At 62.4% G+C, this 22,739-nt stretch carries 14 protein-coding genes; 10 read left to right on the top strand and 4 right to left on the bottom strand.

The features are described from left to right. Positions 1-46 precede the first annotated feature (46 nt). Positions 47-2,872: a glycoside hydrolase family 2 protein gene (locus tag HZC36_16230; GenBank protein ID MBI5708533.1), complete on the top strand. Its 2,826-nt coding sequence runs from the start codon at positions 47-49 to the stop codon at positions 2,870-2,872. Between the two features lie 350 nt (positions 2,873-3,222). Here the strand turns inward: HZC36_16230 and HZC36_16225 are convergent, their stop codons facing one another. The 4 genes from HZC36_16225 to HZC36_16210 are packed head-to-tail and all read right to left on the bottom strand — an operon-like array spanning position 3,223 to position 6,816. Next, positions 3,223-4,518 carry a hypothetical protein gene (locus HZC36_16225; protein ID MBI5708532.1) on the bottom strand — a complete coding sequence of 432 codons (1,296 nt, stop codon included), beginning with the start codon at positions 4,516-4,518 and terminating at the stop codon, positions 3,223-3,225. Between the two features lie 56 nt (positions 4,519-4,574). Continuing rightward, entirely contained in the window at positions 4,575-5,393 is an 819-nt protein-coding gene (locus HZC36_16220) for a prepilin-type N-terminal cleavage/methylation domain-containing protein (GenBank protein MBI5708531.1), read from the bottom strand. 20 nt (positions 5,394-5,413) lie between these two features. Continuing rightward, the gene (locus tag HZC36_16215; protein ID MBI5708530.1) at positions 5,414-6,436 is read right to left on the bottom strand and encodes a LacI family DNA-binding transcriptional regulator; all 1,023 of its coding nucleotides are present in this window, start codon (positions 6,434-6,436) and stop codon (positions 5,414-5,416) included. Positions 6,437-6,495: 59 nt separating this feature from the next. After that, positions 6,496-6,816, bottom strand: coding sequence for a hypothetical protein (locus HZC36_16210; protein ID MBI5708529.1), 321 nt, complete (start codon positions 6,814-6,816; stop codon positions 6,496-6,498). A 194-nt stretch (positions 6,817-7,010) separates the two neighbouring features. Between HZC36_16210 and HZC36_16205 the strand changes: the two genes are divergently transcribed. From HZC36_16205 to HZC36_16165, 9 genes are all read left to right on the top strand, one after another. Then, positions 7,011-9,392 carry a glycosyl transferase family 36 gene (locus tag HZC36_16205; GenBank protein ID MBI5708528.1) on the top strand — a complete coding sequence of 794 codons (2,382 nt, stop codon included), beginning with the start codon at positions 7,011-7,013 and terminating at the stop codon, positions 9,390-9,392. Positions 9,393-9,432: 40 nt separating this feature from the next. Next, positions 9,433-10,119 (top strand): rhomboid family intramembrane serine protease, encoded by a 687-nt coding sequence (locus HZC36_16200; GenBank protein MBI5708527.1) that lies wholly within the window; start codon positions 9,433-9,435, stop codon positions 10,117-10,119. Further along, positions 10,106-11,980, top strand: a complete 1,875-nt coding sequence (locus HZC36_16195; GenBank protein MBI5708526.1) for a hypothetical protein — start codon at positions 10,106-10,108, stop codon at positions 11,978-11,980. The genes HZC36_16200 and HZC36_16195 overlap by 14 nt, the downstream gene beginning before the upstream one ends. Further along, entirely contained in the window at positions 11,977-13,056 is a 1,080-nt protein-coding gene (gene csaB / locus HZC36_16190) for a polysaccharide pyruvyl transferase CsaB (GenBank protein ID MBI5708525.1), read from the top strand. The genes HZC36_16195 and csaB overlap by 4 nt, the downstream gene beginning before the upstream one ends. Positions 13,057-13,175: 119 nt before the next feature. Then, a complete protein-coding gene (locus HZC36_16185; GenBank protein ID MBI5708524.1) occupies positions 13,176-15,692 on the top strand; it encodes a hypothetical protein in 2,517 nt (838 codons plus the stop codon). A gap of 309 nt (positions 15,693-16,001) precedes the next feature. Next, a complete protein-coding gene (locus HZC36_16180; protein MBI5708523.1) occupies positions 16,002-17,348 on the top strand; it encodes a carboxypeptidase regulatory-like domain-containing protein in 1,347 nt (448 codons plus the stop codon). Between the two features lie 73 nt (positions 17,349-17,421). Next, a complete protein-coding gene (locus tag HZC36_16175) occupies positions 17,422-20,184 on the top strand; it encodes a hypothetical protein (protein ID MBI5708522.1) in 2,763 nt (920 codons plus the stop codon). A gap of 1 nt (position 20,185) precedes the next feature. Next, the gene (locus tag HZC36_16170) at positions 20,186-21,082 is read left to right on the top strand and encodes a hypothetical protein (protein MBI5708521.1); all 897 of its coding nucleotides are present in this window, start codon (positions 20,186-20,188) and stop codon (positions 21,080-21,082) included. After that, entirely contained in the window at positions 21,063-22,505 is a 1,443-nt protein-coding gene (locus HZC36_16165) for a hypothetical protein (GenBank protein MBI5708520.1), read from the top strand. Before HZC36_16170 ends, HZC36_16165 begins: the two co-directional genes overlap by 20 nt. Positions 22,506-22,739 lie beyond the last annotated feature (234 nt).

The following is a 22,739-nucleotide window of genomic DNA, read 5'->3' as shown; positions in this document are numbered from 1 at the left end:
CCTCCCGCACCAGCACCCGCCACCCCAAAATCCGTAAACTCAAAGCATGTCAGCGCTCGGCTTTTGGGCGTGCCTTCTCACCTGGGCACTTCTTTCCGCAGCAACCACCGCAGCCTCAGGCACCGGCCGCCAGCGCATCCGTTTCGACGCGGATTGGCGCTTTCTGAGAGGAGAAGACCCCAAACCCACCCGCGGCCTCGGCCAATTCACCTGGGAATTCAAGATGGCCGAAGGTTATTCGTCACTCAAAGACGTCACCTTGCCAATGGACCTGCACGAGGGCGCCTGGGCGCCGGTCCGCCGCCGAAACGAGCTTCAGCGCAACAACACCTGCGCCTGGTTCCGCACCAACCTCGGCGCCAAGCCCTCCGACGCCAAGAAAGTCCTTCGTTTCGAGGCCGTGGACGACAACTGCCTGGTCTTCCTGAACGGCGTCAAGCTCATCGAGCACAGCGGCTGGAACGACCCCTTCGACGTCCCCATCGCGTCAGCCTGGAACCCTTCCGGACCCAACACGCTCGTCGTCTTCGTCGAGAATCAAGGCGGCGAAGGCGGCATCGCCGGTCCCGTCTCCCTCGAGCCCCTCAAGAGGCCCGAACCCAAAGAGGCCTTGCCCGGATTTGACGACACGAAGTGGCGCACCGTCCACCTCCCGCACGACTACGTCGTCGAAGGCGCTTTCAAGGCGGGATATGACGCATCGCACGGCTCCCTTCCGACGCCCACTGCCTGGTATCGGAAGACCTTCGACGTCCCCAAGAGCTGGAAGAGCAAGAGTGTCTACCTCGACTTCGACGGCGTTTATCGCAACTCCACGGTATGGCTTAACGGACACAAGCTTGGCACCCATCCCAGCGGCTACATCGGCGTTCGCTACGACGTCACCAAGCACCTCCGGCAGGGCGAAAACAAGCTGGCAGTCTTTGTCGACCCGCGCTCTTCCGAAGGTTGGTGGTATGAGGGCGGCGGCCTCTATCGTCACGTCTGGCTGACCGTGGTCGATCCGGTCCACGCCAAACCTTGGGGCACGTTCGTCAAGGCCACCCCGCAAGGCAAAGAGGGCTTGCCAAGACCCGATGCGATCATCGACGTGGCTTGCGAGGTGGTCAACGCCTCAAGCAAGGCGGCGGAGGCGGACGTCACCTTCATCATCCTCGATCCCAAGGGCAAGAAGGTCGCCGAGCTCTCCGTCTCCGGCACAAGTATCCCGACAGGCGAGAAGACCGTCAAGGGCCGCTTCAAGATCGGTAAGGCCCACCTCTGGTCCACCGAATCGCCGAACCTCTACACGCTCCACACAACCGTTCGCTCAGGCGACTATTCCGACGTCACCGAAACGACCTTCGGTATCCGCAGCTTCCGGTTCGACGCCGACAAGGGCTTCTTCCTCAACGGCAAACCCGTGAAGCTGATGGGGACCTGCAACCACCAAGACCATGCCGGGGTTGGAGTGGCGCTTCCCGATAGCCTCTTGGCTTGGCGTATCAAGAAGCTCAAAGAGATGGGCTCGAACGCCTACCGCTGCGCCCACAACCCGCCCGCCGAGGAGCTTTTGGACGCCTGCGACCGCCTCGGCATGATCGTCATGGACGAAACGCGCCACTTGGGCGACGTGACAACAGCGAAGACGGGCACCAACGCCAAGGCCGAAAAGCTCACAGAGCTGCGCTCGATGATCCGGCGCGACCGCAACCACCCGAGTATCGTCATGTGGTCGCTCTTCAACGAGGAGCCGGTCCAGGGCTCAGAGCTGGGCAAGCAACTCTTCCTCGCGATGAAGAAGGTCGCCGACGAACTGGACGGGACGAGGCCCTGCACCGGCGCGATCAACCACAGCTATGAGACCGGCATCGTGGACGTGAACGACCTGCTCGGCGTGAACTACAACATCGAGCAGTACGATCGCATGCGAAAGGCTCACCCCAGGACCCCCGTCTTTGGCAGTGAAACCGGCAGCACCGTCTCCACCCGAGGCATCTATGCGAATGACCGGCGCAAGGGATACGTCAGCGCTTATGACGTGAACCACCCCGAATGGGCCGAAACCGCCGAGAGAGCTTGGAAACCCGTTGCCGAACACGAATGGAACTTTGGCGCGTTCGTCTGGACCGGTTTCGACTACAAGGGTGAGCCGACCCCGTATGGCTGGCCCTGCATCAACAGCCACTTTGGCATCATGGACATCTGCGGCTTCCCCAAAGACAACTGGTGGTACTACCGCGCCCACTGGAACGGATCCGACGGCCAGGACGAGGGCAAGCCGATGGTGCACATCCTGCCACATTGGAACTGGCAGGGCAAGGAAGGGCAGCCGATCGACGTCTGGTGCCACACCAACGCGGAGATGGTGGAGCTGTTTCTGAACGGCAAGACCCTGGGCGTTAAGAAGGTTCCCAAGTACGGACACGCCGAGTGGAAGGTCCCCTTTGCTCCAGGAACCCTCAAGGCCGTCGCCTATAACGGCGACAAACAGGTCGCGCGCGATGAGGTTTCGACCACCGGCGCGCCAGCGTCGATCCGACTGAGCACCGACTGGCAGGGGCTTCTCGCGGACCGTGAGGACCTGGCGGTCGTCAAGGTTGAGATTCTCGATGCCCAGGGACGGGTGGTTCCGACGGCCTCCAATGAGGTTTCGTTCTCGACCTCAGGCCCGGGCGCCATCGCTGGGGTCGGGAACGGCGACCCGAGCGACCACGACCCTGATAGGGCCACCAAACGCAAGGCATTCAACGGGCTTTGTATGGCGTTGGTCCAAGCCACCGACAAACCGGGAACGATTACGCGAAAGGCGTCTTCGCCGGGCCTGAAGGGCGCCACCTTGACGCTGCAAAGCAAGAAGCCGGTCCTGCGCAAGGGCGTAAAGCATCCGTAGAGCCACAGCCCTCCGCGCTTGAGTCGAAAGCTCGATGATGATTTGTCGGGGTTTGGGGTCCGGGGTTTGGGGCCTAAATACCGGCACCTCCACCCCCTAACGCCCTCCCCCTATCGCTTAGCGGCAAGGGAAGGGCGAACCAATCAACCTCGCCCGAATGGGGAGAGGGCCTGTGAACAAAGTGAACAGGGGTGAGGGGGCCTTTGCGAGTTTTGGCGGCTCGCGTCTTGGCGAGAGGTCCCTAGCCTGTGGCGGCAGAGGGCTTGCCTCGGAGTCTCCCTCCCCAACCCCTCCCTTCCCGATGGATCGGGACTCGGAAGCAGTTTCGCTGCGCAAAACCAAGGGAGGGGCTATTTTCTTGATCGTAAAGCCCGCTTCTCCAGCGGTCCCTCTTTGGTCTCCTTGAGCCCGAACTTGACAAAAGCGTGCTGCACCTTGGAGTCCGACATCATCCACTTCCAGCAAAGCCCGTCACGAGCGTTCTCGATGTTCAAGAGCATCTGGCCGAGGTCAATGCCGATCACGTCGGGGCTGTACCAGTTCTTGGTCGGGTCGAAGCCCGTAGTGAACCCGTACTGCCCATAGCTCTTCGGGAATTTCCTGACAAAGGCCTCGGCCGCACGAACGCTCAGGTCCGGCGTGTAGATCACGCTGGCCACCGCAGAAGCGGGCGCGAGCGTGCCGTTATCCTCGTCCGGATTCGGGACGCCCTGCGCCCCGTAGCCTGTCGGGATGTCGCAGGCCGAAAGCCCCCAGATGTCGGGGCCATAGCCCTTGAAGCCCTTGGGGTTGTCCGTGCAGTACTGCCTTTGCATCAGGGTTGCGTTGCGCCCGTCCACAAAGTAGTCGTATCCAAGCCGGTCGCGCCGGTTGCGAAAGTCGTAAAAGCCCTGGCTCATCTGGTGGGTGAACAAGGGTCCGCAGGCGAGCATCGTGATGCCTTTGTACGACACCTCCGGCCGGGCCCATGCTTCCCAGCATCCGGCGGGCATCTGCTTCCAATGCGAAGCTGCGAGAACGTACAGAAAGCCGAGTTCGCAGAACGAAGCCCAGCGAGCGTTCAGAAATCCATCCTCAGGCTTCCAACCCATGTTGAACGTGAGGCTGTCCTTCTTGGCGCCGTCGTCGGTGAGCATGAAGTTCCAGTCCACCCGCGCCAGCACCTGATCGCAAAGGTTGCTGTATTCGGGGTCCTTGAAGCCGCGCTCGGCGAGCGTCATGCCGGCAAAAAGAAGGGCGGAGTCGATGCTGGATAGCTCGCAGTTCCACTCGCGCTTGCCGGTCTTCCAGTCCACGAAGTGGTAGTACCAGCCGTTCCGACCCTCCAGCTTGGTGAGGACCGTTCGAAGCGTGAGTCTCGCCCGCTTGAGCGCCGGCTCCCGTTCCAGCCAGCCGCGCTGTACGCCGATCGCATAGGCGCTCAGGGCATAGCCCGTCGATGCTATGGAGGCGATGTTCGCGTTGTTCTGCGGGCCGCCCTTGGTGTTTGGGCCACGGTCGCGGGTGAGCCCGGTTGCTGGGTCCGACTGCTCCCAAAAGAAGTTCACGGCACGCTTGGAGAGGTCATCCAAAAGAAGTTGGCCCCGCAGCGGCTGTTGCGCTGCGAGGCCACTCAATAGCAATGGAATCAGAAGTGTTGCATTCATCGAAGGTTGCTGGTGGCCGTGAAACCCGGCCACCTTTGGGGCTTTGAGTTTCGAAGCTACTTGACTTGCGGAGGCATCGTCACACAGTAGGTGTCCATCCAGGTCAGGTCACCAAGGCCATAGCCTGTGGCGAGCTTGTTTCGCTGATAGTTCCACATGTTGAGCTCGTCGTTGCGGCCGCAGATCCGGGTGTGAGCGGCGCGCTTGGCATGGCCGTCCACATAGACCACCACCATCGCCTTCTCCTCCCACTTGTTGCCGCCCCAGGGCCAGCCGAGCGAACCGACCGTGCCCAGCACGGGGTCCCAATCGTTCTTGTCCCAGTTCAGCCAGGGGCCGGTGTCCACCCAAACGCGCTTGTGCTCGCAGATGGCGATGGTGTTCGCCGGCTGCTCGAGCTGGGTCGGCGAGTAGCTCTGCGCGTTCCAGTTCTGGTTCACGAACCAGGCTTGGTCGTAGTACGCATAGCCTCGGGCGAGCTTGTCGCCGACAATCACTTGGCCCCACCCTGCGCGGAGGTTCGCATCGGAACAGTCGTCCGGATACTGGGCAGCGCGGTTCATCGGGTCCGAGAAGAGCTGCTGATTCTTGATGTAGGGCATCAGCATCTGCTTCCAGGAGTATTGCCCGGGGCCCACCGGAGGGCCGACATCGGTTCGTCGCGGCGAGAAGTAGTCGTCGTAGTCGGTCTGATACATGCACCAGGCGGTTCCGAGTTGCTTCATGTTGGAGATGGCCACGGTGTTCTTTGCAGCGGCTTTCGCCTGAGCGAACACCGGGAAGAGAATTGCGGCCAGGATTGCGATGATCGCAATCACGACCAGCAATTCGATGAGCGTAAAGGCACGGTTATGACGATTCATGGATTTCCTCATTGAACGGGATCAAGCGTTGATCATAAAATCGGGGAGGTCGAACCTCGGATGTCGAGTTGGGGCGGGAACACGATTTGTCGCGTTGAGACCTCCCGGCCCCGCACGATGGAAGTGAGAATCGAAGTGGCCGAAGCCGCCATTTCGGCGATCGGCTGGCGCACACTGGTCAAGGGCGGCACCGCCCGAAGGCAGGCCGACGTGCTGTCAAAACCCACAAGGCTCATGTCCGTGGGAATCTGGATGCCCCTCTCGTGAAGGAGCCTCATGCACTCGAAGGCGACGTCGTCCGACCAGACGAACAGAGCCGACGGGCGATCCGAACGATCGACCATCTTCAGGAATTCTTCTGGATCGGCGGTTGGGCTCGGCATGTGAACCAGATGCGCCGGGTCCAGCGATTGGCCGGCAGCTTCCAGCGTCGAGCGAAAGCCTTGAAGGCGGTCGGACGAGTCGATGGATTTCGGCGAGCCGGCGACCATGCCAAGCCGCGTGTGGCCGAGGGAGAGCAGGTGGCCCGCCGCCAGTTTGCCGCCGGAGAAGTTGTCGCTGTCGACGAACGGCACGTTCGGATCGGACGAGCGAGAGAAAAAGAGCACGACCGGAAACTGACGTTCGATGAGCGCCGCCAGTGTCGGGTCGCCCTCGTCGCGGAGCATCAGCACGCCGTCGACCCGCCCATCGGAGAGCGCGTTTGCCTCATCCCGTGCATCGTCGGTCGACTTCGTGTGCAGGAGCAGGTCGACGTTTTGATCGGTGCACGCCTCGCAAACGCCGCGCATGACCTCGCTGAGGAACATGGAACTGGTCGAGAAGTACCTCGCATGCTGGAACACGACGGCGATGGCGTCGGCCTTGCTCCCGACAAGCATCCGTGCGATCGCGCTCGGCCTGTAGTCCAGTTCTTTGGCAGCCGCGAACACGCGTTCCGAGGTCTCGGAGGAGATTCCGACCTCGGTGGCGCGCCCATTGAGCACGTAGCTGACGGTGACCTTTCCCACCGCAGCTCTGCGCGCAACGTCATTGATCGTGGTTCTTCGAGCCATGGGACTGAAACGGTTCAGATCATCTTACGACATATTCGGCAAAATCGCAAAGCATTCGGCTAATTGCCAGTAGTGGGCGCTCCCGTACCTGCCCCAGTGGGCGGGATTCCCGGGCCGCCGGACGATGGCGGATGCTTCATCATTTCCCAGAATTTCTGGGCATTCGCTTCATCGGGGAAGTACGAAAGAAACTCCTTCTTGTCCTCGGCGGACATCGCGTTCCAGTCTCCACCTGCCCGGTCAAAAATGGCGCGCTTCGCCTTTCCTTGCGCTTCGGCGTTCTGAAGGTAATCCTGGTTCATCGACTGCGTGCCCCCTCCGGAGCAGCCGACAACTCCAAAAAGGATGAGAAACAGGGCGATGGGTCCAAAAATCTTCACGGGATACGTCTCCTATGGTTCATAATAGCCTAACTGAAACGATTCAGTAAAGTCAATCTCCTCCAGGATGGTCCGTTTGGCCGTTCCTGGGCTGCAGATTCAACTTGTACTGGGAACGCCCATTGAGTAACAATCCCGAACACGAGTCCCCGATACTCTTTACGCCGTCGCCTCTGGGATCGGCGGTTTGCCAGATGTCAGAAGAAACCCTACCGCGAAGCGAAAACCTGCCCTGCTCGCGCTACGGCCGGTTTCTTCCCGAAACGGGCTCATTCCTCATTGAAGACCCCCTGACCCCCAGGCCCTGGATCAACGTCATGAGCAACGGCAGCTATGGGCTCGTGCTCAGCCAGGCCGGCGGCGGCTTTTCCTGGATTGGCAACTCGCAGCTTGGACGCATCACCCGCTGGGAGCAGGATCTGGCCCGGGACGCCCACGGACGTTGGCTCTATGTTGCCGACAGAGACACCGGCGCCATCCACACCACCTCGCTGGGGCCCTCCCGAAAACGCGCGGAGAGTGACGAGGTCGAGCACGGACTTGGCTACAGCACATTTCGCCGCACCGAGAACGGAATCGAATCCGACCACACCTTCTTCGTGCCTGAAGGGCACGACTGCGAATGTTGGATCGTGCGGATCCGCAATCGCCGGCCGACGCCCGCCCGCCTGAGGGTCGGCGCGTATCTGGAGTGGTTCTTGGGTGAGCAGGGCGAGTGGCACCGCGAGTTCCACCGGCTGTTCATCTCCACGTCGGTCGAGGGGCGGCGACTGGTCGTCACGAAGCGGCCGCCCATCCCCGAAGACCGGGACTTTCGCCCGGAATCTCCGCTCTCGGCGAGCCTTGAGGCCATCGGTCTTGACGGTGCCAATTGGTTCTGCGACAAGTCCCAGTTCCTGGGGCGCGCCGGGCTTGAAGCCGAGCCCCAAGCCCTGATCAGCGCCGAAAAGCCCGCGAACACAGGATCTTGGGACGACCCGGTCGGCGCCTTCACTGCCGAACTCGAACTCGCGCCTGGCGAGTCGAAGTCCTTTGCCGTCGTGATCGCGGCGGTTCAGGGTGAATCCAAGAACCTGCCTCGTCCCTTTCAAACCTTGGAGGCAGCTGAATCCGCGCTTGAGGCGACCCGGCGATTCCACGCCGATCGCTCCGGCGCTCTCGCCATCGAGACCCTGGACCCCGTCTTCGACCTCATGAACAACGCCTGGCTCCCCTATCAAGCCGAAGTGGGGCGCATGAAGGCGAGGTGCGCCTATTTCCAGCAGGGCGGCGCTTACGGGTTCCGCGACCAGCTTCAAGATAGCCTGATGCTCCTCGAAATCGAGCCTGGCGCGACACTCGCCCAGATCGGCATCCACGCCGAGGCCATGTACGAGGACGGAGGTGTGCGCCATTGGTGGCACCCCAACTCCCAGATCTTCGCGGCGAGTAAGCACTCCGACACCAGCCTTTGGCCCGCTTACGCGCTGCTGGAGTACATGGACGAGACCGACGACCTTGCCGCTTGCCACGTCGATCTCGCCTATCTCTCACGCGAAACGGAGAAGCCGGGCGCCCGAGGCACGCTGCTCGACCACTGTCTGCGCGGCATCGAGAGGGCGCTGGACCGCCGCTCGAAGCGCGGCCTTCCTCTCATCGGCGCCGGCGACTGGAACGACGGGCTAAGCCACGCCGGGCTCGAGGGCCGGGGCGAATCGGTCTGGCTGGCGATGTTCCTACATGACGTGCTTCGCCGCTTGGCGCCAGTGATAAGTGACCTTGGGGATGGGGCGACGGCGTCGAGGTTCCAACAAGAGGCCGGCGACCTCCAGCGGGCGGTCGAAACGCACGGCTGGGACGGCGATTGGTATATCGCCGGTACCAATGACGAGGGGCGCCCCTTCGGGTCCAAAGAGAACCGCAGCGGCAGCATCTTTTTGAACCCTCAGACCTGGGCCGTCATCAGCGGCATTGCCTCGCCCGAGCGCGCGGAGGCCGCCATGAACTCGGTGCGAAGGCGCCTCATCAAGCCCTACGGGCCGTTGCTTCTAGCCCCGGCCTACTGTACGCCTGATCCGCACATCGGCTACATCACCCGCTACGCGCCAGGCCTAAGGGAGAACGGCGGCGTTTACTGCCACGCGGCCACTTGGGCGATCCAAGCCCTGGCACGACACGGGGACCTCGACGGCGCCTACGCCCTGTACCGGAGCCTTTTGCCGCCGCTGCGATCCGCCGACGACCCCGACCGCTATCAGGCGGAACCCTACGTGATGCCCGGCAACGTGGACGGCCCTGATTCGCCCTTTGAGGGCCGCGCAGGGTGGACCTGGTACACCGGCACCGCCGCATGGCTGCGAAGAACCGCGACCCACTGGATTTTGGGCGTCCGGCCAACGCGAGAGGGCTTGGTGGCCAGGGGGAGTCTGCCTCAAGGGCTCGGGCCCGTGTCGATGGTTCGCCCGTTCCGCGGGGACACGTTCGACATATCCCTCTCTGCAAACACTGCAGAGGCGCTGTACGTCGACGGAAATCCGCACTCTGGCCCCATCCTGCCAAGCGGCAAGGGCCTGAGACGGACGGTGGAGACCCGGTAGTTCCGCCGGGCGCGCCTATCCCCGGTACAATCCCCCCCGCATGTTCCCGTTTCGCGCCAATCAGCCGGGCCGAACGTATCCGCTCGTCACCTACACGCTCCTCGCCGTGAACGTGATCATCTATTTCTGGGACCGGCAGTGGCACTGGAACCTCAGCAACCCGAGTGTGGTCTTTGCGGACCTCGGTATGCGCCCCAAGCTTGTTACCGAGGCGCTCAGTGGGAACGGCCAGTGGAGCAACCTCACGACGCTCTACACCAGCATGTTCCTGCATGCGAACTTCATGCACCTCGCCGGCAACATGCTCTTCTTGTTGGTGTTTGGCACCTCGATCGAAGTCGCGCTGGGAGCCCCTCGATTCGCTCTTTACTACCTGGGGTGGGGACTGTTCGCCTCGGCGTGCCAGGTGTTTGTGGATCCCCTCTCGCCAACGCCCATCGTTGGCGCCAGCGGGGCGATCGGCGGCGTGCTGGGGTGCTATTTCCTGATGTTCCCCGCCAGCAAGATCGAGGTCATCCTTCCCTACATCTTTCTCCCGCTGGAGGTCAGCGCGTGGATTCTGCTGGGTGTGTGGTTCCTATGGCAGGTGTTCGGGCACCAGGTGGGCGTGGCGAACTGGGCGCACGCGGGCGGGTTCATGGCGGGCATGGCGACCATTTTGGCGATGGGTGGCCGCAGGAAGATCCTCAGGGGGCGAGAAGCGGAGTTTGAAGATGAGCTCACCTAAGGTTCCGGTTTGGGTTTTGGCGTCCGTGCTGGTATGCGCGGCGGTCTCCTGCGTGTCGCTGCTGGAGCGCTTCAAGGTCGAGCGCCACAACCGCTCGGTGATGATCGCTCTGGAACTGGAGTCTGTGGAGCGCATCGCCGCAGCTCAGGGCCTTGATCTGGCCGATGCCCTTCCACGACTCAAAGAGGCGGGGTTGCGGGCGATTGTGGAGTCGGAGAAGACGGTTGGCAACCTGATGGACGAGGGTATGGTCCGGTTCAGCCCCGAGGAGGTCTCTGACGCGTACCACGCCGCCGACGGAGGGCATGCCTACGAAATCAGCGCATTCGACATTGCCCAAGTCGCCAATGCTCTCAATGCCCAATTCCCAGGTTCCGTGACGGTCAACCCGAAGATCAAGGACAACGGTTGGGAGACGGCAGGCGTCGAAGGGGTCCAGCCCGATGTGCTGCGATCGGTCGTGGTCGGGCTGCGGAGATCGATGTACGGCACCGGGGAGTTGCACGGTCTGGAGATCATCGCCCGCTATTCCAACACCGAGGGATCGAACCCGGCCGCCATCGCCTTTCTCCTCCGCGAGGCTCAGGCCCGCTACTTCCTTCCGATGGGCGACCAGGTCCTTGGGCGACGCCAGAACATCCCGGCGCTGATCGAAGCCCTGAGGGCCAACAACATGATCTTCGCGAACCCCGAGTTCGCCAAGATGGGCGGTATTGCCAATGTGCTCGACCAAGCCCCCGAACTCACCGTCCGACTTCACTCGGCGCAGGCTGCCGAGCTCGACAAGATGCCCGATTCCGCCGCCGTCGAGCGCTATGTCAAGGCCGCCGCCGAGCGCGGCATCCGAATCCTCCTTCTCCGCCCCCTCAACTTCTCGGGGCCTGCGCCGCTGGACTCCCTAGCGCACTTCGTGGCACAAGTCTCGAACGGACTCCAAAGAGAAGGTCTCGGCATCGGCCCAGCTCGGCCCTATGAGGACCCCGGGGTCCCCAAGGTCGTGTTTCTCGGCATCGGGCTCGCCGCCGCGCCGGTGCTGTTCTTCGTCTTCAGCAGCCTGGTTTCCGGCCAGAAATGGCAGCTCCTTGGCGGGGCGCTCTCGCTGGGCCTCGGCGCTGGAGCTTATTTGGACTCGGCGCGTCCCTATACTGCCCTGGCATGTGCGGTGGCGTTCCCCACCCTCGCCTTCCTCATTCTCGACACACGCCGCGAAGCCAACCCGCTGGTCTCCTACGTTCACATGACCGTGACCAGCCTCATTGGTGGCCTGTGCGTCGCCGGGCTGCTTAACGGCACCAACTACTTGGTGGTCGCCGACCAGTTCCTGGGTGTCAAGCTTGCCCACTATCTGCCGGTGGCCCTCGTCGGCTTCTATTTTCTGACTCGACTCACCAACGCGCGCGGCTCGCTCAAGAGCGCCATCACCTGGAATCAAGCCGTTCTCTTCGTTGTGATCCTCGGCGCGCTCGGGCTGATGTTCCTTCGCACCGGCAACGACAACCCCGAGGCTGTTTCGGGCCTCGAGCTCAAGATACGCTCGATCATGGAGACCTTCCTCGTGGTCCGCCCGCGGACCAAGGAAATCCTCTTTGGGCATCCGGCCCTGATCATCGGGCTGTTCTTGCTCGCATGGCAGACCAAGCTTGGCGACAAGGGCGCGAAGCTGGGCGGCTGGACGGCGCTGGCCCTAACGCTCGGTGCGATCGGCCAGACCAGCGTGGTCAACACCATGTGCCACATCCATACCCCTCTATTGGTCAGCGTCACGAGAATCGGGGTCGGCGCTGTTGTGGGCGGTATAATCGGCCTGCTCCTGTGGGCAGCTTTTCGAGGGCGGCACCAGCGCGCGCAGAGTTCAAATTGAGTACGAACCTACTTCTGGCGGGCTATTTCGGTTGCGGCAATCTTGGTGACGACGCGATCCTCGTTGGGCTGACAGAGGGCCTCGCCCGAGAAGACGTCGAGATGGAGCTGCTGAGCGGCTCGCCCGAGATCACCTACCGCAACTACGGCATCCGTTCTGTCCCTCGCAAGGACATGCGCCAGATCAATGAGGCCATGAACCGCTGCGACATTCTCGTTTTTCCAGGTGGGAGCGTCTTTCAGGACGTGACCAGCGCGCGCAGCGCGGCCTATTACGGCGACTTGGTGCGCCGCGCCAAGAAGGCCAAGAAGAAGGTGGTCTTCCTGAGCCAGGGTGTAGGGCCTCTCAAGACTTTTGTCGGAAAACGTGCCGCGCGCTTCGCCTTCACCGCAGCCGACGCCATCGTCGTGCGCGACCCGGGATCAGTCAACACCCTCAAAGACCTTGGCGTGAAGGCAACGCCTCGTCTCGGCGCGGACCTCTCGTTCCTGATGCAGCCCCGCCAGGTCGCCGAAACGGGCGAGTTCCAAGTTGGTGGCATGAAAACCGTGGGTATCGCGCCCAGGCCTTGGGGCAACGTCAAGAAAATCAACCAGCTCTTTGGCGATCTCTCCCAGAAGCTCTTCAAGGCCAACTACATGCCGGTGCTGATCGAGATGGACCGCAACGAAGACGGCAAGATGATCTACGAAATCGGCAGGCTGCAAGGGGGCAAGGTCCCCGACATCCGCAAGCTGGACACCCCGATGCTCATCCAATCGCGCATCGCGCGCATGGAAACGGTGATCGCCATGCGCCTCCACGCGGGGATCCTCGCCGCCAACGCCGGCGTGCCGCCCTTCATGGTCAGCTACGATCCCAAAGTGGACGCCTTCGCCAAGATGCTGGGGCTTCACACTGCCCCACCCATTGAGAACCTGACCGCCGACCGCCTCTTCGACGCCTTCATGGGGTTCCTCAAGGAGCGCGAGCGCAATGTGCAGATCGTCGCCAAAAAGCGGGAAGACCTGGTCAAGCTGGCGCAGGTCAATATCGAGACTTTGAAGCCGTTCCTGGCGCAAAAAAGCAGTTCGTGAGCGCTTCGACGAACCCAAACCGCCCCCTCAGAAGTCGGAACTTCAGAAGCTTGAATCGCAGGTCCCAACGCAGGTCCCCAAGAACGCCACAGGCTGCAGCCCTGATTGGCTGTGCCGCGTTGCTGGTTATCCCGGGTGAAGCCCACGGCGCCGATATCCTTCAGTGGTTCAAGAGGGAGATCCTCGACAAGATTCAAGTGAGCGGCAGACGCACGCTAGGCTACCACCAGCACACCGTCGAGGGGGATCGCGACGCTTTCGACCTGCTGAACTACTTCGGCGAGGGGAACAAGACCTTCACCGACAACGGCTACATGACTGTGGCGGGCAACAAAGTGCTGGGTTCGATGAGCTTCCAGTCCACGATCAACACCAACCGGTTCAAGGACCCGCAATCTCAAGACTTCACGCTCACCCTCGACAAGAAGCCGTTCAAGATCCTCGCCGGCGACGTTCACGGCAGCCTGCTCAACACCAACCGTTTTGCGGCGTTCAACAAGTTCCTGAAAGGCACAGTCGCCGAATATCGCCAAGGGCCGTTCCAGATGCGCGCCCTCTACACCCAGGCCAAGGGAAGCGCCAGAACCGTCACCCTCCAGGGCAACAACTCCTCCGGGCCCTACTATCTCAGCTTCTCCCAGATCGTGAAGGGCTCCGAAACCGTGCTTGTGGACGGCCAGCCCATGGAGCTTCTCAAGGACTATGTGATCAGCTATGAGACCGGAGCGATCACCTTCATCGAACGGATCATCGCGCCGACGAGCACGATCACGATCAGCTTCGAGGCTTTCACGCTGGGCCGCGCGACCGGCACGATCCAGGGCGCCTCGGCGAGCTACAACTTTGGGCGATATGGCACGCTGGGGCTCACGGCCATCGAGCAGCGCACCGGTGCGAGCAGCACCCTCAGCTCCCGGACCGAGCTCTTTCAGGGCGCGGGCGATGCTTCGACGCCTTACTATCTGCAATTCGAGCCACTGGACCCCCATGCCGTCGTCGTCAAGGTCGACGGCATCTTGCAGACCGAGGGCGCCGACTACAACTTCGACTCTCAGAACAAGACTGTGTTCTTCTTTACGCGGTTCATCTCGCTTTCCAGCACGATTTCGGCGACCTACGTGCCCAAGCCCACGCAGGCGCTCGATGGAGACCGGAAAGTGTGGGGTTTCGACTACCGTCTGCCGATCGGGAACGGCAAAAACAGTGGGAGCATCCGCTATAGCCAGGCGACCGGAAGGCTGGAAAGCCCGGTCTCGCCCCTAGAAGGAACGGCGCGGGGCGTCGACCTCAACTACCAGCTCAACGACTGGACGCTGACCTCCTCCGTCCGAGACGTCCCCAGCACATTCGTGAGCGTCGAGAGCCGCGGCTTCAACCGAAACGAAAAGGCCGCGGACATCGGGGCCGCCTACAAGGGTTCGGGCCCCTGGAAGCTGGACTTTCGCAACGCCAACAGCGCCGTCTCGATCCGAACGACGGACAGCAATGGCGACCTCAAGTTCACCACGGCGCGCTCGACCAGCTTCACCGCCGGCGCAGACTATCTTCAGACGGCCGGCCAGCCTTGGAATCTGGAGTACCGCCGGACTCGCAGCCGTTCGACCGGAACCGATTCCAAGACCGATGGGCTGGAGCTCGGCACGTCGCGGACCTTCGGGCGCCTCATCACCAACTGGGGCTTCGAGGCGCTCCAGGCGGAAGGTCCTACCACCTTCAACAACGTGGTCTCCAACCGGAAGATCGGCCTACAGACGCTCCGGGCCAAAACCTCCTACACGGCCGGCGAGGCTTGGGCATTCGGTCTGGATGCGAGCGTGAGCTCGATCAAGAGCGGCTCGGAATCGGGTGTAGGGTCGGACGTCATGGCGCGCGCCGGCTACACACCCAGCGAGAGGCAATCGGTCGTCCTGGACTACACGGTAAGCGATTCTGGGAAGCTGGCGACGCTTGGGGGCTTCACCAACGGCCTGGGCCTCGGCTATGGCGGAAACGGCTTTAGCGGCGGCTATAACGGCCAGCCGTATTCCCTCGGGAACACGAACGTCCGGCGGCTGCACCTGGGAACGACCTATCGGCCCACCGAGCGGATCAACCTTCGGGCCGACTATGTGCAGTCCCGCAATATCGGTTCCATCACCTCCAATTCCGACACCACGTTCTATCTGGCGGGCGCTACGGCTCAACTGGACAAGAACCACTTTTTCGATCTCGACTTCAGCCAAAGCAAGACGCGCTACGCCGGAAGCAACACGCGGTCCAACGCGACAAACGTCTCTGCGGAGTTTCGAGGCGACCGGATCGGCCCCTGGTCCTACCGGCTTGGGGTCAACTCGCTCCTGACGGGCGGCAATAGCCTTTACAAGCAGAACGGCACGCACTTCGACGCCAACCTCACGTATCAGCTCAACGATAAGCAGTCCCTTGCCCTCGACTTCCTGGATGGGCAGACCAACGGCTACTCGGGCCAATCCGAATCGTATGCGGCGCTCTCCTATCGCTACCAGATTTGGCGATCCATCGCCTTGATTGGGGGCTACAAGGTGCGCGAGGTCCGCAATCTGGATACGGCCTCCACCAGCGGGGCCTACCGCTCCCGCGGCTTCGACATTGAGCTGTCGTTTACGTTTGGGGGGTGAAGGGACGGTGGGGAGCCCCTCCCTCGTTTTGGTTCGTAAATGAGGGAGGGGTTGGGGTGGGAGACATTGGTGCCAAGGGACCCAGGGACGGAGGGACTCAGCATGCGGAGAGCTTTCGTGAGAGAGACTCTCAGGCTGCCTGGAATCGAGGCAAGTCCTCTCCCCATCTCCTCATCTCCTCATCTCCTTAGGACCCTGCGAACCCACAGACCCCAATCCCAGATACACTACTCTCCATCGTCGTCGGCGGACCGTCAAAGCGTAGAAGGAACTGCCACGCACGGGCAGACCGCCAATAGGAGACTCGCCATGGTAACTCGAACCTCGCCGACACGTTTCAGTTTCGTGAGACGCATTTCCCTTTTCTTGTGCGTGGCTGCAACCTTCGCGGCGGTGGGCTGTGGAGGCAGCGGAACGGCCCTCACCCAGATCTCCGGCGTCGTGTTCGACATCAACGGAGAAGTGGTTCGAGGGGCGACGATCTGGTGCAACGACAACCAGACCCAGTCCAACTCCGGCGGCATCTACATGCTGAGCGGCGTAGGTACGGGGCAGAAGATCGTGCATGCCGAAATCTGGAAGAACGGCACCCACTACACGGGCAACAACATCGCCTCGGTCTTCAAGAACGAGCGGTCGAAGAGCGTCAACATCACCGTCGTCGCCATCAGCCAGCAGGCCCAGATTCACGGTGTCGTGCGAGATCGCGACGGTTTCCGGCTCGCCGGGGCCCGCGTCTTTGCCAACATGGGCGGGCTCTCCAGCCAGGTCGCCATCTCCGATAAGGACGGCAACTACGCGATGGGAGAGCTTGCCGCAGGAATGAACTACACGCTCTCAGCCAGTGGATTGGGGTTTGACTCGGACACGATCAGCGCCAACTTTGCCGCCGGCGAGGATCGCAACATCGACTTTCTGCTCTCCGACCCGACCGATGCGCCCATCCCGCCGCCAGATAATCTCGGCGCCGTCGCCTGGACCACTCCCTTCGAAGCCTCACGCTCGCCCCAGAACAAAGACGCCTACGACGGAATCAAGCGCCTTTTCGACAGGCGTTACATCCCCAAGCCGATGGGCCGCACGACCACACTCGGCAGCCACGTCGAAGTCGATCTCTATTGGGACCCGATCTCCTCGCAATACCTGGACTCGCTTCTGGGCTTTGGAATCTACCGGGCCACGACCTCCAACGGGGCCTCCGCAGTGGTGGACTTCCTGCGCGATCCCCAGGCCGTGTTCTACTCGGACGTAGACGACCTGTTGCTTCCCGGCCGGGCTTACTACTACGACGTGACCAGCCTCAACGTCCGGTACCCGGACACCTTCAACTCGGAGAGCAACTTCAGCAACCGCTACGGGGTCTTCACGCTCGGAGACATGATCACCCTGCCCGTCACACAGACCGGAACGGTCCGGTTCCACTGGCAGGCTGCGGCCGGTGCCGAAGAGTACATGGTCTTCCTCTTTGCCAGCTACCCGGGACTGGATGTGGCGAGCCTCTGGGACAACAGCGGCAACCCGACGAGCCTGACCTCGCTCGACTACACCGGGCCCGCCCTGACCTCGGGGAAAAAGTACTACTACGTGGTGCTCGGGCTTGCGAACAGCCAAGACAGCCGCACCTTGAGCCGGATCGGAGAGTTCATTGCGAACTAGCCCGGCGCCGGAGCAGTCCTATAGAGTGCAAGGGGGCTCGAGCGTTCGGGCCCCCTTGCCGTGTTTGAATGCGATGAAGTGGATTCGATCGATTGGCCTCTTGTCCCTTTCCGCCCTTGCCTGCCTTGGCGCCGCGCAGACCGGCGTCCTGCGCGTCGAAGTTGGCAGCTCGCGGGCGAGCGGCGCCGCCATGGAGCTGGCCGACTCCGCCGTTAGGAAGCTCACGCGCAACGTGGCAGCCCGCATGTCTTTGCCGATCGACACGCTTGCGAGAGTCGGCCGATGGCACAGGATCGCACCCTTCTCCCTTCCCTCGGCCGTCCGCCTAACTTCCGGCGGCAAAGACCTTCCCCCGGCGGGTCCCAGCGGGCGCGCGGGAGGCTTGACCCTCGAGTTCGATGCCTCGGGTGCGCGCACCTTTCCACCGGTCTACCAGCAGCTCCTCATCGACACTTTCACCCAATGTGAATCCACCCTGAACGCCGTCTTTGGTGCGCCCTCAGTCAATGGAACCGTCCACATCCGCAGCTACGATGCCGATATTGGCGACCGCCATGCCGTTTCGGGCGGCTACTACGTGGACAACAACGGCTCCGGCGAGCGCGAAATCCGATTCCCGGTCTACCAGAACCAAGAGGCCGCCGCCGTCAACTTCGTCCATTGCCTTTTGCTGGCGTACCTTGGCCCCAAGAGCTACGGTTTCGACGCCTTTCAGGAGGGTCTGGTCCGGGCGGCGGCGATGCGCGTGGTTCGAACCCCTGGCGCGATGCCCGCGACGCTCGATGCCGACCTGATCGCCCAAGTACTCGAAAACACCTACGACGTGGGCACGTGGTACGAATGGAACAACCAGCGCGCGCTGGGCGGACCGGCCTTCATCGCGCCGAACCTGGTTTCCGTGGACCTTCCTCCCGGGGGGAGCATCGGAGGCATCTACCTGCTCCGCTACAAGATGGCGGGCTCAGCCTGGCAAAAGGTCATCGCGGAATATCCGGCCTTCATCAAGCAGTTCAATCAAGCGTTCTATGCCGACACCAGCATCGCAAGCGACCGGGCGGCGCTCTTCGCGCTCGGCCAAACGGTGCTCGACACGATTTCCGGCACGAGCAACGCCCAGGTCGAGGGCCTGCCCTTCGCCAGTTGGGCGCGGCGCCAGTTCATCCTGGAAACCGGCCTCACGCTCGGCAGAAAGCTCCTCGTCGAGCCGATTCCGCTCGCGCCGGATTCGGGCACGAGCGACTTCGGCGTGTTTTTGGTGCAAGCCACCTTCTTCGAGACCCTCGCCGGCGGCAATGAGACCCTGCTCAGCGGCGTGAGCTACCCGATCTTCTGGTCCGAGGCTTACGACCGCATCTTCCCTAGCGCCCAGGAGGACCGGATGGACATCGCGGGTGCTTACGGCGCGGTGGTGCCGAACCTCCCAGATCTCCACGCAGGAAACCCCTACCGCTGCGAAATCGACATCCCGGTGCAGGATCGCAACGTCCGCTGCTTCGTGCCGGCGGGGGGCGTCGCAACCGGTTCGAACCCGACGCCAAACGACTTCTACGGCACGGTCAGCGGCGTCCAGCTGGGCTCCGGCGACACCCTCAGGGTGCGCGTGACCATGGGCGCGACCGTAGTAGACAACATCGCCGTCACCTTTGGCGCGTTTGGCAAGCGGATCAACACCAGCGAGTACTTGGGCTATCAGAAGCTCATCGTGGAGCTTGTGAAAACGTCCGGCGCAAGCCAGACCGTGGTGCTTTCGCGAACCGTGAACAAGGGGCCTGGCCCGCTCGCGCTCGACCTTATCGGCGGAGGCGGCGAAACGACGTTTGGCTACACAGGAGGCTTGCCCAAGGGACTGTCGGCGATCGGGTTCCCGGTGGACCCGTTCGATTCCCTCTTCGGCGACGTGATTGGCGTTTCGGATTCAACCGTGCTGGCGGCGCGCTGGAACGGCTCGAAAGCCCGATACGACATCTATCCGGACGGCGGCGGACCGATTCACGGCAACGGCTATTTCGTCCGGCTGGACGCTGCGCTGCCCTCGGCGGCTGTGGCGGGCCGTGCGGTTCCCGGCACACCTGCATCGATCGCGCTTCGCCCTGGCTGGAACCTGATCGCCAACCCGTTGGCCGAGGCCGTGCCCACGACCCGCGTCTCCGTGATCCACTCGATCGACTTCCCCAAGACCTTCGGCGAAGCGCTCGGCGCAGAGCTGGGCGTGGACTTCTTTGAGTTCGTCCCCGGCCCGAACGACGCCGCAACAGGCGCGCCGGAAACGGGAACGATGCTCAAAGCCACGATTTTCGAGCCTGGAAAAGCCTACTTTGTTCGCGTTCTGAGTTCGGAAGGCGTGTCTCTCATGTTTGAGCCTGCCTCGACCTTTGGCCCGCAGGGCCGATCTCCCTCTTGGGCGAAGTCAGGCATCCAGGGATCAAGTTCAAGCGGCTGGACCATGAAACTCTCCTTGAGCCAAGGCAAGTTCAGGGCGGAATCGTACATCGGCCAGGAGCCAGGCGCGACGTTCGGCCTCGACGACGCCTTCGACAGCGGGTTGCCCCCCAGCATGGGTGGCCTTCAGCTCGCAGCCAGAGGCGCCGAGCCCTTGTTCCGAGACACCCGGCCCCTGAACTCCTGGAGCAGCTACAAGATCGACGCTGTGGGCCTCATCCCCGGCAAGACCTACACGATGACATTGACCCTACCCAGAGGCAAGCTCAAACGCTATGAGTTTCGTGATCCGGAGGGCTTCTTCGCGGTCCGAACCACGGGCACAACCACCTACTCCTTCAAAGCCAAATCGGCGACGCGCACGTTTGAGGTCCGCGTGACCCCGGGAGGCAACTGAATTGAAGCGCTTGAACAGCTTCCGGAGCCTGCGCCTCTGGGCGAAAGCGTCCCTGCTCTTGCTTGCGGCCACGTTCCTGGGCTGCGGCGGGGGTGGCGGAACCCCGGCCACGGCCACCTTCGTGGGCCGGGTCCTCAGCGTCGTGACCGGTGGCCCCACCAACCCGCAGTCCACGGTTCAATCGGGCTCCACCGGTGTGCTGACCAACGCCAGCGACGGCTCGTTCCAGGTTCCCGCTAAGGCAGGGGCCACGAGCCTGACCGTCGACACCCACTCGGCTTCCACAGGGGTGTGGCAGTTCACCGTGGCGGCCGCCAGCGGCGTCACCGACGTCGGAGACCTCTGGATAGGCACTGAAAAGGTGACGGTCCGCGGGACGCTGCGCGACTCGACCAATTCGAACCCGATTTCGGGCGCGGCGGTGCTCTTTGCGGGGCGGTCGGCGCTCAGCGACGCGAACGGCCTATTCACCCTCTCGAACGTGGCTTATTCCAGCGCCACGCAGACCGCCTTCTGGGGCATCGTGGGCACGATCCGCGCCGGCGGCTATTTCACGACCGAGTTCTCCACCCAGCCGTTCACTGCTTCCGGCGGCATCGTGGACGTGGGCGACATCTTCGTCTCGCCTACAAGCGACCCCAACCCCCCCGGCCCGCCCTACAACATTTGGGGATCGGTGACGGCGGCAGGCGGAGCGCAGGGCGCCATTATTCGGCTCAAACAGGGTGGAAACGACGTTCGGGTGTACAACGTAGGGGCCGATGGAAGGTACTTTTTCTTCGTGAGCCCCGGGTCCTATACGATCACCGCGTCCAAGGGCGCCCTGACGGCCCCGGGCCAGGACGTGACCCTGACGCAGGCGAACGAGGTGCTGCGACGTGACTTTCATCTCCAGTAAGCCGAGCCCCTTCAAACGGGCCCTTCTGACGGTGGCCGCCATCGTCGGGTTCCTTGCCGTCTCGGTTTACCTGCGCTGGTTCCTCACGCTTGATCCGTTCGCGCGGTTCCGGCCCCAGTCCAGCGGTTTGGGGGGCGAGATCGGCATTCGAATGGAAGACGTTCAGGTGAAGGGCTACGAGATGGGCAAGCTCGTTGCCAGCTTCCATGTCGGGCGAATCGACATCCGAAAGGACCGCAACCACTTTCGGCTGGCAAACGTTCGGGATGGCGTGTACTACGGCAAAGACACCAACCTTCATTTCTCCAGCGAAGGTGGGGAGTACGACAGTGGCGCACGGAAGTTTCAGGGGAACGACGGGGCCCGCGTCTGGAACGCCGAAATGGACCTGCAAGTCGACGCTTTCGACTTTGAGCAGACCCCTGGGCGTCTGTTCGTGCCTGGGTTCGTCGAGGGAAGGTTCTATGGCGGGGTACTGAAGGCGGAGAAGCTGGAGTATTTCCCTTCTTCCGACACCTTCAGCACCGGGCCCGGTGTGTGGACCGGCAAGGCTACGCTCGCCGAGGGCGAGAAGCCCCAGGGCAAGACCTCGACCTGGACCATTCGGCAATCTGGCAGCTCCAAGAGCACCAAGGACTTCATCGACTACACCGACATCGACGCCACCGACGGCGAGGTGGTGATTAAGGCCCCCACAGCGAGACAAAACCGCAAAACCGACGTCATCGAAGCCACCGGGCGGGTGCGCTATTTTGGGGTGGACGCCAACGTGATCGCCGACAAGGTGACGATCTACCGCAAGGAAAAACGCGCGGTGCTGGAGGGCAATGTGACCATGCTCATCAAGCCCGAAGAGAACCAAAAGCTGGAGGAAGTCGAAATCCCTCCCTACACGCCGACGGTGCCAGAGGAGATTGCCAAAGACAGGCCCAAAGCCACCGACAGCGCCGACGAGAAGAAGCGCAAGCAGGACGAAGAGATCCGCTCGACCAAGAACCTTAGGCAATACCCCGTGGTGATCCACGCCCAGCGCATCGAGTATTGGTACGCCAAGGGCTCGCGGCATGCCGAGGTCACCGGTTCGCCCGAGGCGTACCAGTCGATCGGGGAGATCGGGTGGCGGCGCGCTTGGGGCCCCAAGGCACTCTACGACGCCGAGAAGGAGACGCTCAGGCTGGCCGGCGGCGAGGGCAAGCAGGAGGTACGGTTCCAAACTTCGGTCGGCGACGACATGCAGTGCGAGTGGTTCCAGGTCTCCACCAAGAAGGGGGACGAGGACATCTGGGAGGGCTTCAAAGCCAAGGGCTCATTGGTGGTGAACGAGGATGAGGAACGCCCCACGAAAGGCGGCGGCACCAAACCGCCACCAGATCAGAAGATCCCCCCACTCAAGGGCCAGATCGGCGGCGGAAGGAAAAAGTAGAGGCGAAGAGCATAGGGCGTGAAGGCATTGGGGCATGAAGGCATTGGGGCGTGAAGGTATTGGGGCGTTAAGGCATTAGGGGCATGAGTGCGCAAATGCGAAGGGTGGGGGGCATCTGGGAATTTGGGCAATTGGGCATTGGAAAGTGGAACGCCACTTGCGCGCTGAGCAACGGGCGACGCGCGAATGGAGCCCCCTCCTTGGTTTTGCGAAGCGAAACTGAGGAGGGGGTTG

The sequence above is a fragment of the Armatimonadota bacterium genome, assembly GCA_016223145.1.
Classification (GTDB): domain Bacteria; phylum Armatimonadota; class Fimbriimonadia; order Fimbriimonadales; family Fimbriimonadaceae; genus Nitrosymbiomonas.
The sequence above is the reverse complement of the archived record's forward strand: the minus strand, read 5'-3'. Positions and strand labels throughout refer to the sequence as shown.

What these genes read in the sequence shown, in the direction of transcription:
- HZC36_16230 (MBI5708533.1), top strand. Translation starts at nt 47, where the DNA reads ATGTCAGCGCTCGGCTTTTGGGCGTGCCTTCTCACCTGGGCACTTCTT.
- HZC36_16225 (MBI5708532.1), bottom strand. Translation starts at nt 4,518, where the DNA reads ATGAATGCAACACTTCTGATTCCATTGCTATTGAGTGGCCTCGCAGCG.
- HZC36_16220 (MBI5708531.1), bottom strand. Translation starts at nt 5,393, where the DNA reads ATGAGGAAATCCATGAATCGTCATAACCGTGCCTTTACGCTCATCGAA.
- HZC36_16215 (MBI5708530.1), bottom strand. Translation starts at nt 6,436, where the DNA reads ATGGCTCGAAGAACCACGATCAATGACGTTGCGCGCAGAGCTGCGGTG.
- HZC36_16205 (MBI5708528.1), top strand. Translation starts at nt 7,011, where the DNA reads ATGTCAGAAGAAACCCTACCGCGAAGCGAAAACCTGCCCTGCTCGCGC.
- HZC36_16200 (MBI5708527.1), top strand. Translation starts at nt 9,433, where the DNA reads ATGTTCCCGTTTCGCGCCAATCAGCCGGGCCGAACGTATCCGCTCGTC.
- HZC36_16195 (MBI5708526.1), top strand. Translation starts at nt 10,106, where the DNA reads ATGAGCTCACCTAAGGTTCCGGTTTGGGTTTTGGCGTCCGTGCTGGTA.
- HZC36_16180 (MBI5708523.1), top strand. Translation starts at nt 16,002, where the DNA reads ATGGTAACTCGAACCTCGCCGACACGTTTCAGTTTCGTGAGACGCATT.
- HZC36_16175 (MBI5708522.1), top strand. Translation starts at nt 17,422, where the DNA reads ATGAAGTGGATTCGATCGATTGGCCTCTTGTCCCTTTCCGCCCTTGCC.